Raw genomic sequence first — 12,381 nt, forward strand, 5'->3', positions numbered from 1 at the left:
GCGCGATCGCACGCGTCCGTACGGGGGGTGGGCGGCTCAGCGCGCCAACGGGCCCGGAGAAACGGTGTCCGTGGCCGGACGGCTCTCCACCGCGTCAGCGGCGGGTGCGGTCCGGCGGGCCCACAGCAGGGCCCCGGCCAGCAGCGCGGCGGCCCCGAGCAGCCACGGCAGCGGTCCGGCGGACAGGGCGCCGACCACCAGCCCGGCCGCCGCGCCCACCAGTTGCAGGGACAGCGACTGCACGGAGAGGGCCGTGGCCCGGCCCGAGGCGCCGACCCGCCGGTGCAGCAGCTCGTTCTCGCTGGGCCCCGCCACTCCGAGCCCCAGATAGACCAGTCCGTATCCGCCGCAGGCCAGGGCGACGAAGAGCGCGCCGGACGAGCTCACGGTGGCGCCGAGCAGCAGGAGTCCGGTAGCGCCCGCACCGAGACCCGCCAGGACGGCACGCTCTCCGCTCCCGGCGAGCCGGGCGACGAGCGGCGCGAGATGGCTGCCCAGCGCGGAGCAGACGAATCCGGCCGAGGCGAGTCCGGCGAAGAGGACCGCACCGGACTCGGCGACGCCGGTCAGCGCGGCTGCGCGGCCGGGGGTGAGCAGTTCGATGGTGGCCAGTGCGGTGCCCGCCGCGCCCGCGCTCAGCAGGACTCTGCGGATCAGGGCGTCGCGGGCGCCGAGCCGCAGCCCTTCCGCGATCGTGGCCGGCACGCCGCGCAGCACACCGCGCAGGGTGGCCGGCGCTCTCGGCGGTTCCGGCAGGGCCATCAGGACGTAGAGCACGAAGACGATCTCGATGACCGCGCCCAGGAGCGCCGGGACGGAGAGCGGGAGGACGACGTCGGAGGTGTGCGCACGCAGCCCGGCGGCGAGGCCGGGGACGAGCCCCACCAGCCAGGGCAGGGCGCCGCCGAGGAGCGTCCCGGCCGCCAGCGCGGCGGAGGAGGCGGCACCGCCGCGCGCCAGGCCCGTACGGAGGTCGGCATCGGGTCCGGAGTGCGCCTGGACCGTGTCGACGTACCAGGCCTCGGCCGGTCCGCTGGACAGGGCGCGAGCGGCGCCCATCAGGCCCATGCCGAGGGTGAGCACCCAGGCCGCGGTGCCGAGGCCGAGGAGGGTGAGGGCGCCCAGGTTGAGAAGCCCCGCCGCGGCCAGCACGGTGCGGCGGCCGATGACGTCGGAGAGACCGCCGGTGGGGAGTTCGAGGGCGGCGGCGGTGAGGGAGTGCGCGGCGAAGAATCCGGCGACGGCGGCGAGGGACATGCCCCGCTCGGTGAAGAGGAGCACCTGCGGGGCGATGGTGAGCCCCAGCGGCAGCCAGAAGAGGAACGACACGGCGACGAAGCGACGGCGCGCGGTCCGCGCGTCGGGCAGGGCGGCCGGACGGGGTTTCCCGGCGGGGCCGGAGTTCTTCGCGGTCACGCGGCGCCCTCCGGGTCCGCGTCCGGTGCCCCGCCGGCGGGGGCAGGGCCGCCGCCGGCCAGGGGCAGACCTGCGGTGAGCAGGACGACGTGTTCGGCCCTCGGGTCCGACGCGTCGCGTGTCGTCAGCTCGGCGAGTTTGGTGTCGAGGGCGTCCCACAGCTCACGCAGGGACTCGGGCGTCAGCCGGGGCAGCAGGTCGCTCAGGTTCGACGGATCCTGCCACTCCGGGCCGAGGCGCCCGGTCTCCATGTCCGCCTCGTGCTGGGCGAGCGAACTCCGCAGGTGTTCGATCTGCCGGCGGCGCAGCACCCCCAGGGCGGCCCGGCTGCCGGGTGTGGCGTGCATCGCCTCGTTGCTCCATGAGGTGACGACGTGCACGGACTTCCAGCGGCGCTCCCGGCCGTCGCGGTGTTCCGCCTCGACGACGAAGGCGTACTTGGCGAGGACCCGCAGGTGGTAGCTGGTGGAGGCCGACGTCTCCCCCGTCCGGGCCGCCAGTTCGCTCGCGGTGGCCGGGCCGTGCTGCCGCAGCAGGCCGAGCAGCCGGATGCGCAGGGGGTGCGTCAGGGCCTTCAGGGCTGCCGCGTCCCGCTCGGGATCGAGTTCGCGGTGCTGCGCGTCACTGTCCATGGCGGCAGCGTAGAGCGCGAGCACCTCTTTCCCAAAGTGTTTTTGCAAAACTTATTGGGGAGAATCTGCGAGGCGGCCTTCCCGTCGGCTCAGCGCTCGCGCTCCGCCACCTCCAGGGCGTCCGCCACCAGGGTCAGGAAGCGGGCATGGGCCCGAGGGCTGCACAGGGGCTCCGGGTTCCACGGCACGGCGCGGGCGGACTCCCACATGGCCGGCGCGCCGCCTTCCGCCGTAAAGGCGTCGAGCGGGGTGGCGTGAGCCCTGACGTCCGCGAGGACGACATGGGGCCGCAACTGCGCCGCCCGGGCCCGGTCGACGGTGGACCAGCTGACACCCGGCCCCTCGGCGGGCTCCAGCAGGTTCACGCCGAGCTCGGCCAGCACCCGTAGTTCGGGCCACGTCCCGGGGCGGGCGAGGTGGACCTCGTCGCGGCCGGCCGGTGAGAGTGCGAGCACCCGGGGCCGGTCCCGGACGGCCGCGACCGCGCGCAGCCGTTCCGCCGCGGCGGCCGACTCCCTGTCGGCGGCCGGGGCGGGTCCACCGCCGAGCGAGCGGGCCAGTTCGGCGAACCGTTCACCGATCTCGGCGAAAGCGCGGGCCCGGCCCACGTCGATCACGACGACCGGCACCCGCTCCTCCAGGTGCTTGGCGGTCTCGGGAGCGAGCCCGTAGACCTGTCCGCCGCCGTAGGAGACGGCGACGACCAGGTCCGGTGCTCCACGCAGCAGCGTCTCGATGTCCAGGGTGCCGCCCGCACCCGCGTAGCCGACCGAGTCCAGCGGCAGGGCGCCGGCCTTCGCCCGGTCGGGCGAAGGGCCGTCGTGACCGGAGCCGAAGATCCCGTCGGGCCGTATGCCGTAGTCCCACAGGGTGGCTGCGGCCTGGATGTAGGCGAGTATCCGGGCCGGACGGCGCACGGCCGTCGACACCTGCCCCCGGTCGTCGGAAAACCGCCATGCACTCTGTTCCCTCACGTCGTACGCCCCTCTGCACCGGCCCCCCGGCCCTCGCCGGGCTCGCATCTGTACCTGCCCAGCCGCTTGCCGCCACACCCCTCGGGGAACGGCCCGGGCGGGATGGTCTCAACGAGCCGCCACCGCACGGGCGAAGACGCCGTCGACGGGAGCGTCACGTGTGAACTCCCGTGACATGACGTCCAGTTGACGCGCCGCATCGCGCTGACCGGCCTCGGTGCCAACTGGACTGAAACGACGGCAGGTTGACACGCGAATGGCCAGAGTGACGGATACCCGACGACCCGGTCGGCGGTCGGGGGAATTTCACTCGTTCCGCACCCGTGCACAAGCGCATCCCCGCACCACCTGTTAGATATGGATCACCCAGGGTGATCACCACGCATCGACCCCACCGTCCTCCCTCGCGCCCAGAAGGAACCCCGACATGCTCTCGACCACCCTCCGGGTCGCACTGACCGCGACCGTCGGAGCCGCACTCTGCGCCGCGTCCCCGTACAGCCCCGCGGCGAGCCGTGTCTCCACGGCCCCCGCACCGGCCCCCGCGCACATCGGCTGCCCCGTCATCGACGTGCTGGTGGCCTTTACACCGAAGGCCGCGGCCGAGGTCGGCGGGCGCCATCGGGTGGCCGTGTCCGCGCAGCAGATCGCCACCCGGATGAACCGCTCGCTGAAGCGGAGCGGGGTGTGCGGGTCGATCCGGATCGCGCACGCCTACACGGCCATGGGCTACGAGGGCTCGGAGGACTTCGCCCCGGCGCACCGACGACTCAAGGACAAGGACGATCCGACGCTGGGCGGGCCCGCGCACCAGCTGCGTGACCGGTTCGCGGCCGATCTCGTCGCCCTCATGGTGGACCGGGCGGAGAAGGGCGGTGGCATCGCGGACTACACCACGACGCTCAGCGAGGCCTCCAGTGAGATGGCCTATTCGGTCGCCGATGTCCAGGGAATCGGACTGGACTCGGTCAGTCACGAGATCGGGCACAACCTGGGCCTCGCCCACGACCGTACGACGATGGCCACCGATCCGGTTGGCGGGATGAGGGCGAGCGAGGACCGCCCGTACAACACGGGCTGGATCACCCCGGACCGCAAGTACTACACGATCATGGCGTACGCGTCCTCGTGCGGCGACTGCACCAGGGTCGGCCAGTTCTCCAACCCGCGCAGGAAGTGGCACGGTCAGCCCCTGGGCGACGCGTCCAACGACAGCGCACGCGCGCTCCGCGAGACGCTGCCCGTGGTAGCCCGGTACCGCGCCTCCCCCGGCCCGTTCGGCCGGTAGGGGCTCCGCCGCGCGGAATCAGTCGTTCACCGCGGTCAGCAGCACCACCGCGTCCTCCAGTGCGAGCAGCCCGTGCCGCTCCTGGGGGATCGGGTGCAGCGCTCCGGCGGCGAGTTCCACGTCGCCGGAGGCGGCGGTGAGGCGCACGGCACCACGGAGCACCTGGAGGGATGCGGCGGGCGGGGCGTTGTGTTCGTCGAGGGCCGATCCGCCGGTGAGGGCGATGACCGTCTGCCGCAGGATGTCCTCGTGCAGCAGGAGGTGGGCGCTTCGGCCGTGCGGGGAGGTACGGGCCAGGGCCAGGTGCTCGGCTGCGAGGGCGTTCAGATCGTCCATATTTCCACTGTGCCATGCGGCCGGGCCGCGCGTTCGGCTGCGCGGCCCGGCCCGGTGCGACCCGGCCGGTGCGTCCCGGCCGGGGGCAGGTCAGAGCCCTGCGGTGTACAGGAGCCGGTCGGGCGAGCCCGGGCTCAGTTGGGAGAGGACGCCTTCCGTGGACTGCTCGGCGAGCTGGTCGGCGACCTCCTGCGGTGTCGCGTCGGGGTTCTTCTCCTTGAGGAGTGCGGCTACGCCGGCCACGTGCGGGCTTGCCATCGAGGTGCCGTCGAGCGGCTGGAAGCCGCCGCCGAGTGCGGCGGAGACGATGCCCGCGCCCGGGGCGTACAGCTCGACGCACTCGCCCCAGTTGCTGAAGTCCGTCTGCCGGTCAGCGGAGTCCGAGGCCGCGACGGTGACCACGCCGTCCGCACCGGCCGGGGACACGTCGCAGGCGTCCTGGCTTTCGTTGCCGGCCGCGACGACGGGCAGGATGCCCCGGTCCCACAGCTCACCGACCGCGTCGTCGACCGCGGCGGACGAGGGGCCGCCGAGCGAGGCGTTGACCACGGCGGGCTGCTGGGCGTTCTGGGCGATCCAGTCGAACCCGGCGAGGATCGCGGCCCACGTGCCCCTGCCCTGGCAGTCGAGCACCCGCACCGTGACGAGCGAGGCGGAGCGGGCCACGCCCACCGTCGCACCGCCGACCGTGCCGGCCACATGCGTGCCGTGCCCGTTGCAGTCCTGGCCCTGACGCCCGTCGCCTACGGCGTCGAACCCGAGAGTGGCCCGCCCGCCGAACTCAGGGTGTGCCGAGTCGATCCCGGTGTCGACGACGTAGGCCGTCACCCCCTTGCCCGTTCCGGTCGCGCTGTAGGCACCGTCGAGCGGCAGCTCCTGCTGGTCGATCCGGTCCTGACCCCAACTGCCGGGCACCGCCCGGGAGACGCCGGACGGTGTCCGGGCAGCCGGCGGGCCGGCGGTGACTTCGCCGTTCTCCTCGACGGACTCGACGCCCGGCACGGCGCGCACCGCGGCCAGCTGCGCGGGGCTCAGGACGGCCGCGAAGCCGTTCATGACGCTCTGGTAGGTGAACATCGAGCGGAGACCGAACTGTTGCTGGACGGAGGCCGGCGCCAGGCCGGGAGCGAGCCGGACGATGTACTCGCCGGCTACGGCACGGTCGGACTGTCGAACCGGAGCGGCGTCGCGTCCGGTGTCGGCCGTGGCCGGGGTGGAACCGATCAGGGGAATGACCAGCAGCAGAGCCGCTGGCGCCCAGGGGGCGCGCAGGCGCATGAGTTCTCCTCGGAGTCGAAGTGGGGGGAGGGTGGTGCGGCGACCGCCCGGGCACCGTGCGGGACGGGACGGGGCAGAACGGATCAGCCGGTGAGCACCGGGCTGGGAATCAGTGACAGGTCCGCGAGGCCGGTGGTGGCCGCGTCCGCCACACCCGCGCCCACCCACCGCCCCAGCGCCGTCTCGGCGGTGATGCCGGGGCCGAAGCCCGCGATGAGCCCCTGCCCGAACTCCGGCACACCCCCTTCGTCGAACAGCCGGGCCAGGGCGTCGAAGACCACGGAGCTGGCGATATTTCCGCGCTCGGTGAGCGTCGCCCGACTGAAGCGGAACATCTTCGGGGGGAGTTCCAGGTAGTGGCAGAGGTCGTCGAGGATGCGTGGCCCGCCCGCGTGCACGATGAAGAAGTCCATGGCAGGTACGGTCCAGCCGTGCGCGTCGACCAGGCGCTTGAGCACGGGGGCCAGCATTTCCATGGTGCCGGGCACACGCTTGTCGAGCAGGAAGTGGAAGCCGGTCTCGCGCACCGCGTAGGAGATCCAGTCCTCCGTGCCCGGCACCAGGTGGGAGCTGTTGCGCTCCAGGCGCATCCCGGCGCCGCCCTGCCCTCGTACGACGGCCGAGGAAATGGCGTCTCCGAAGAGGCCGTTGGAGAGCAGTGAGCCGACTCCGATGTCGGTCGGCTGGTAGCAGAGCGAACAGAACTCGCAGGACACGATGAGGACGTTGGCGTCCGGGTAGGCCGTGCAGAAGTCGTGGGCCCGGTTGATCGCCGCGCCGCCCCCGGCGCAGCCGAGCTGCGCGATCGGGAGCTGCCGCGTCTCGGGGCGGAAGCCCATCGTGTTGATCAGCCATGCCGTGAGCGAGGGCATCATGAAGCCCGTGCAGGACACATAGACGAGCATGTCGATCTCGGCCGGCTCGACCTCGGCGTGGGCCAGGGCCCGGCGTACGACGTCCGGTACCCGGTTCTTCGCCTCGGACTCGTACAGCCGGTTGCGCGCCTCGAACCCGGGGTGGCGCAGCGTGTCCTCGATCGGCTGGACGATGTGCCGGGTCCGGACACCTGTGTTCTGAATGAGCCTCAGCACCAGCTCGCGCTGGGGGTGGCCCACATGGGTCTCCCGGGCCAGGTCCAGGGTCTGCTGCATCGTGATGACGTTGTCGGGCACAGCGATGGCCGGTCGGCACAGGGTCGCCATGGACTCTCCTCGTATTCGTAAGCGGAGGCTCTCGTCACCAGGTGACGGGCAGTGCGAGGGGGTGACGCCAGATGGACGTGGTGTTCCACCGGATCTCCTCCGGCGCGACATCGAGGCGCAGGGCCGGGAAGCGTGCGAGCAGCGAGGAGAGAGCCACCTCCAGCTCCATCGTGGCCAGCGGCGCACCGAGACAGTGGTGCGCGCCCCAGCCGAAGGTCATATGGGGGATGGAGGGCCTGTCCGGGTCCAGCTCGTCCGGACGTTCGAACTTCCGCCCGTCCCGGTTGGCGGTGAGGTAGGAGACGTGGACGACGTCGCCTGCCCTGATGGTGACGCCGCCGAGCTCGACGTCCTCGGTGGCGATACGCGGGATGCCGACGCCCTTGCGGAAGGGGATGTACCGCAGCAGTTCCTCGATCGTGCGGGGCAGCCGGTCGGGGGCGGCCCGCAGGGGCTCCAGGAGCGTCGGCCGGGTGAGCAGTGTGTAGGCGATATTGCCGAGCTGGTACGTCGTCGTGTCCTGACCCGTGATGAGCAGCACCATCGCCATGACGGCCAGTTCCTGGTCGTCGAGGAGTTCCGCGCCGTCCCGGGCCGTGGCCAGCGTGCTGATCAGGTCCTCGCCGGGCGAGCGGCGCCGCTCGCCCGTCAGTTCCGTGAAGTAGGCGCGCAGTTCGGCCTTGGCGCGGACGGCGTTCTCACGGCCCGCGGCGCCCATGTCCATCATGGTGAGGGCGTGGCCACGCAGCCAGGGGCGGTCCGCCCCGGGGATGCCGAGCGCCTCGCAGATGGTGATCAGCGGAAGCGGCGCGGAGACGCACGCCACGAAGTCGGACGGGGTGCCACCCTTCTCCATCTCGTCCAGGAGCTCGTCGACGATGCCCTGGGTCCGGGCGCGCATGTGGTCCACCCGGCGGGGGGTGAAGCTCTTCGCCACCAGACTGCGCAGCCGGCTGCTGGCCGGCGGGTCCATCAGGTTGATGGATTCGGCCTGCACGATGGGCTCCGGGGTCATGCGCGGGAAGTCCCGGCCGACTACGGCGCCGCGGCTGAAGCGCCGGTCGGTGGTGACGGTGCGGACATCCTCGTACCGGGTGACGAGCCACGCCTCGCCCTCGCCGTACGCCATCCGGATGCGCGACACGGGCTCTTCGCTGAGCAACTCCCTGAGTTGAGGGTCGAAATCGAGCTGCTGCGCGTAATCGAAGGGGCAGCTGCGCACAGCTTCCGTGTTCTCCACCGAGGTTCTCCCAATGACCGGTCAGGGACGACCTCCCGTGTGTCCCCCGTCACCCAGAGAAACATGCACTCACCCTCCGTAATCATTCGATCAGAGGGTGATCATCCACCGCGGCAGTCCGGCCAGAAGCGGCCGGGTGGTGGACACCGGCCAGGCGCTCGTACGTCAGGTGCCGAGCAGCTCCGGGTTCTCGGCCAGGGACGCGAGGTGGCCCGCCGGGTCGGCGATCAGCCTGCGGGCGGTGAGGTCGAGCATGCCTCCCACGCCGGTGATCTCGGCGGCGACCGTGCCGTCCTCCTTGATGATCTGCTGCGCGATCCGGAAGGTCTTCCCCGCCCCATAGACGAAAGCGCAGGTCACCCGCACCTTGTCGCCGCCGCGCAGCTCACTGGCGTACTTCACCGTCACCTCCAGCGCCACCGGGCCCACACCGCTCGCCAGCAGCTTCTCCTGCGGCACGCCGGCGGCACGCAGCAGCTCCCACCGCGCGTGCTCGGCGTACTGGAGGTAGACGGCCTGGTTCAGGTGTCCCTGGGTGTCGAGTTCGTAGCCACGCACTGTCACGTCAACAAAGAAGGTCATGAACGCCGCAACACGGACGGACATTCCGGCATTCCTGCACGGGCTCCCCCACTCGGCACTGTCGCGGCGCCAGAACCCTTTACGGAGCCGTCACGCGCGGGTAACTTCCAGACCGCAAAACATTGCAGCAACATTCTGACAGCCTTTGCTGTCGGGAGGCATTGCTCGCCCGGACCCGAGGCGCGTCAGGTTCTCCGGCGGGACACCCGCGGCTGCTCACGGAGCAGCCGCGCTGTCGGCAGCCGCGGTCGACCCGCCCGCGGCACTCCCCCTGGAGACATCGATGAAACGCATCCCTCACCGGCTGCTGAGACGCCCCCTCGCGGCAGCCACGGCAGCCGCCGGGCTGCTGGGGCTCCTTACCGCGCTTCCCCGGACCGTGGACCCCGCTCCCCCCGTGCCCGTCGCCGCCGCGGAGTCCACGGCGACCATCTTCTACTACACCGGGACCAGGAACTGGACGGCGTACCACCTTCATTACGCACCGGACGGCGGGTCCTGGACCACCGTGCCCGGCGTACGGATGGAGGCGGCGTGCACGGACTGGGTGAAGCAGACCGTCCCGCTGGGCAGCGCGGCGGGGCTGGCCGCGACCTTCAACAACGGCTCGGGGGTCTGGGACAACAACGGCGGGAGGAACTACGCGCTGGGCACCGGGAACATCACGGTGAAGGACGGCGTGATCGCCCACAGCGACCCGTGTGCGGACACGGACTCCGGCCCCACGCCCGGTCCGGGCGAGGGGAACACCGCCTCCGTCTACTACTCGACGGCCACGGTCGGCTGGACCACCACCAACCTGCACTACCAGCCGGCGGGCGGCGCGTGGACCGCCGTCCCCGGCGTGGGCATGGAGGCGGCCTGCGCCGGCTGGGTGAAGCGCTCGGTGGACCTCGGGGCGGCCACCGGGATGCAGGCCGCCTTCAACAACGGCAACGGTGTGTGGGACAACAACAACGGCGGCAACTACGCCCTCTCCGCGGGCCTGACCACGGTGAAGGACCGGCTGGTCACGGCCGGAGCCAAGGACCCGTGCGCAGCCGAGGTGCCGGACACCGAGGCCCCGTCCGCCCCGTCGAAGGTGCGGGCCGACGCCGACGGGGTGTCGGTCGTGCTGTCGTGGGAACCGTCCACCGACGACCACGCGGTGACCAGGTACCAGGTGACGCGGACCGGCGGCACCAAGGGCTCCGTGGTCACCGACGTCGGCTCCACCGTCCACTCGGACACCGGCCTGGAGGAGCGGACCGCCTACACCTACACCGTCAGGGCCGTCGACGCGGCGGGGAACCTGTCGGCGGCCTCCGCCCCTGCCATCGCGACCACGGGCGAGAAACCCACGACGCCCGCCTCCGGCACACCGCTGGGCACCGACCCCCGCAAGGACCCCGTCTACTTCGTGCTCACCGCGCGCTTCAACGACGGTGACGGCGCCAACAACCGGGGCGGCAGCCAGCACACGAAGTCGGGCAACGCGGCCAACGACGACCCGATGTTCCGCGGCGACTTCAAGGGCCTCGTCGACAAGCTCGACTACATCAAGGGCCTCGGGATGTCGGCGGTCTGGATCACCCCGGTGGTGCTCAACCGGTCCGACTACGACTACCACGGCTACCACGGGTACGACTTCTACGAGGTCGACTCCCGGCTGGAGTCGGCCGGTGCCTCGTACCAGGACCTCATCAACGCCGCCCACGCCAAGGGCATGAAGATCTACCAGGACGTCGTCTACAACCACTCCTCGCGCTGGGGCGCCAAGGGCCTGTTCACCCCGAAGGCCTACGGAGTGCGGGACACCCAGTGGAGCTGGTACTACGACGAGAGGAACGAGGGCTTCGAGTACGACGGCCTGACCGTCGAGTCCAAGTCCGGGAAGTCGTATTACAACGGCGACCTGTGGTCCACCGCGGAGCCGTCCGGCAACACCTGTGTGAACTGGGGCAAGCCCACCCAGTACACCTCGCCCGAGGGCTACCGCATCTACAACTGCCAGTGGCCGAACCCGACATCGGGCATGTTCCCGAAGGCGTACTACCACACCTGCTGGATCGGGAACTGGGAGGGCGAGGACTCACGCAGCTGCTGGCTCCACGACGACCTGGCCGACTTCAACACCGAGAGCGCTCCCGTCCAGAACTACCTGATCGGCGCGTACAACAAGTACATCGACATGGGGGTCGACGGCTTCCGGGTCGATACGGCCGTACACATCCCGCGCACCACCTGGAACCGGCGTTTCCTGCCCGCGATCCAGGAGCGCGTCGCCTCACGCTTCGGTGCCGGGGCCGCGAAGAACTTCTTCGTGTTCGGTGAGGTGGCCGCCTTCGTCAACGACAAGTGGAACCGCGGCTCGGTCAACCACTCCGCCCAGTTCTACACCTGGAAGGAGCGCAAGGAGTACAGCGCGGACGACGAGAAGGCCGCGCTGGAGATGTACGACTACGAGCAGCAGCGGGGCACGGGTTCCCAGCCGGTCTCGAACAACGCCTTCCTGAACGGCAACACGTACCACGTACCGGATCACAGCGAGTTCTCCGGGATGAACGTCATCGACATGCGCATGCACATGAACTTCGGTGACGCGAACAACGCCTACAACAACGGCAAGGACTCCGACGACAGTTACAACGACGCCACGTACAACGTCGTCTACGTCGACAGTCACGACTACGGTCCCAACAAGAGCAGCGAACGCTACGCGGGCGGTACGGACGCCTGGGCGGAGAACATGTCCCTGATGTGGACGTTCCGCGGCATCCCGACGCTCTACTACGGCTCCGAGATCGAGTTCCAGGCCGGCAAGAAGATCGACTGTGGCCCGGGCTGTCCGCTGGCGACCACGGGCCGCGCCTACTTCGGCGCCCATCTCGCGGGCACTGTGGAAGTGTCGGACTTCGGCAAGGTCACCTCGGCGACCGGGGCGGTCGCCACCACGCTCGACAAGCCGCTGGCCAGACACGTGCGGCGGCTCAACGAGATCCGTCGCGCGGTGCCCGCCCTCCAGATGGGCCAGTACTCCACGGAGGGCATCACCGGCTCGATGGCGTACAAGCGCCGCTACACCGACGCGGCCAGCGGCACCGACAGCTTCGCGCTGGTGACGGTCAGCGGGGCGGCCACCTACACGGGCGTCCCGAACGGCACCTACAAGGACGCCGTCACCGGGGACACGCGGGTGGTGACGGGTGGCACGCTCGCGGTGCCCGCCCCCGGCAAGGGGAATCTCCGGGTGTACGTCCTCGACCTCGGCGGGAAGAACGCCGCGCCGGGCCGGATCGGAACCGCCGGTCCCTATCTGAAGTAGCGGACGGAGCAGACGCGCCGGGGCGTGCCCGTACGGGCACGCCCCAGGCCGCCGGGCTCCCTCCGTCGGTGGGGGGCGGGAGTGCTGGGAGAGCACCTCGGTGCTGCTGCAGGAGGTGCCCCCCGTACG

The 12,381-nt window shown here is 71.0% G+C and carries 10 protein-coding genes; 2 read left to right on the plus strand and 8 right to left on the minus strand.

Going from position 1 to position 12,381, the window contains the following annotated elements:
• Positions 1–36: 36 nt before the first annotated feature.
• From AC07FA_RS30770 to AC07FA_RS30780, 3 genes are all read right to left on the minus strand, one after another.
• Positions 37–1,416 carry an MFS transporter gene (locus AC07FA_RS30770; RefSeq protein WP_479079598.1) on the minus strand — a complete coding sequence of 460 codons (1,380 nt, stop codon included), beginning with the start codon at positions 1,414–1,416 and terminating at the stop codon, positions 37–39.
• A complete protein-coding gene (locus AC07FA_RS30775; RefSeq protein WP_479079599.1) occupies positions 1,413–2,048 on the minus strand; it encodes a helix-turn-helix domain-containing protein in 636 nt (211 codons plus the stop codon). The genes AC07FA_RS30770 and AC07FA_RS30775 overlap by 4 nt, the downstream gene beginning before the upstream one ends.
• A gap of 89 nt (positions 2,049–2,137) precedes the next feature.
• Positions 2,138–3,022 carry a substrate-binding domain-containing protein gene (locus AC07FA_RS30780; protein ID WP_479079600.1) on the minus strand — a complete coding sequence of 295 codons (885 nt, stop codon included), beginning with the start codon at positions 3,020–3,022 and terminating at the stop codon, positions 2,138–2,140.
• A gap of 427 nt (positions 3,023–3,449) precedes the next feature.
• On the opposite strand from AC07FA_RS30780, the gene AC07FA_RS30785 reads away from it, so the two are divergent.
• Positions 3,450–4,310 (plus strand): M12 family metallo-peptidase, encoded by an 861-nt coding sequence (locus AC07FA_RS30785; RefSeq protein ID WP_479079601.1) that lies wholly within the window; start codon positions 3,450–3,452, stop codon positions 4,308–4,310.
• 18 nt (positions 4,311–4,328) lie between these two features.
• Here AC07FA_RS30785 and AC07FA_RS30790 read toward each other — a convergent pair whose 3' ends face one another.
• From AC07FA_RS30790 to AC07FA_RS30810, 5 genes are all read right to left on the minus strand, one after another.
• Positions 4,329–4,646, minus strand: a complete 318-nt coding sequence (locus AC07FA_RS30790; RefSeq protein ID WP_479079602.1) for a cupin domain-containing protein — start codon at positions 4,644–4,646, stop codon at positions 4,329–4,331.
• A gap of 90 nt (positions 4,647–4,736) precedes the next feature.
• A complete protein-coding gene (locus tag AC07FA_RS30795) occupies positions 4,737–5,924 on the minus strand; it encodes a S8 family peptidase (protein ID WP_479079603.1) in 1,188 nt (395 codons plus the stop codon).
• Between the two features lie 83 nt (positions 5,925–6,007).
• Complete coding sequence (locus tag AC07FA_RS30800) at positions 6,008–7,126, minus strand: type III polyketide synthase (protein WP_479079604.1); 1,119 nt, start codon at positions 7,124–7,126, stop codon at positions 6,008–6,010.
• A 34-nt stretch (positions 7,127–7,160) separates the two neighbouring features.
• A complete protein-coding gene (locus AC07FA_RS30805) occupies positions 7,161–8,381 on the minus strand; it encodes a cytochrome P450 (RefSeq protein ID WP_479079671.1) in 1,221 nt (406 codons plus the stop codon).
• A gap of 150 nt (positions 8,382–8,531) precedes the next feature.
• The gene (locus tag AC07FA_RS30810) at positions 8,532–8,948 is read right to left on the minus strand and encodes an acyl-CoA thioesterase (protein ID WP_479079672.1); all 417 of its coding nucleotides are present in this window, start codon (positions 8,946–8,948) and stop codon (positions 8,532–8,534) included.
• 283 nt (positions 8,949–9,231) lie between these two features.
• Here AC07FA_RS30810 and AC07FA_RS30815 point away from each other — a divergent pair, with 283 nt between their 5' ends.
• Positions 9,232–12,252 carry a carbohydrate binding domain-containing protein gene (locus tag AC07FA_RS30815; RefSeq protein ID WP_479079605.1) on the plus strand — a complete coding sequence of 1,007 codons (3,021 nt, stop codon included), beginning with the start codon at positions 9,232–9,234 and terminating at the stop codon, positions 12,250–12,252.
• Positions 12,253–12,381 lie beyond the last annotated feature (129 nt).

This window comes from Streptomyces sp. NPDC045968 (genome assembly GCF_056430475.1).

What these genes read in the sequence shown, in the direction of transcription:
- AC07FA_RS30775 (WP_479079599.1), bottom strand. Translation starts at nt 2,048, where the DNA reads ATGGACAGTGACGCGCAGCACCGCGAACTCGATCCCGAGCGGGACGCG.
- AC07FA_RS30785 (WP_479079601.1), top strand. Translation starts at nt 3,450, where the DNA reads ATGCTCTCGACCACCCTCCGGGTCGCACTGACCGCGACCGTCGGAGCC.
- AC07FA_RS30790 (WP_479079602.1), bottom strand. Translation starts at nt 4,646, where the DNA reads ATGGACGATCTGAACGCCCTCGCAGCCGAGCACCTGGCCCTGGCCCGT.
- AC07FA_RS30795 (WP_479079603.1), bottom strand. Translation starts at nt 5,924, where the DNA reads ATGCGCCTGCGCGCCCCCTGGGCGCCAGCGGCTCTGCTGCTGGTCATT.
- AC07FA_RS30800 (WP_479079604.1), bottom strand. Translation starts at nt 7,126, where the DNA reads ATGGCGACCCTGTGCCGACCGGCCATCGCTGTGCCCGACAACGTCATC.
- AC07FA_RS30810 (WP_479079672.1), bottom strand. Translation starts at nt 8,948, where the DNA reads ATGACCTTCTTTGTTGACGTGACAGTGCGTGGCTACGAACTCGACACC.
- AC07FA_RS30815 (WP_479079605.1), top strand. Translation starts at nt 9,232, where the DNA reads ATGAAACGCATCCCTCACCGGCTGCTGAGACGCCCCCTCGCGGCAGCC.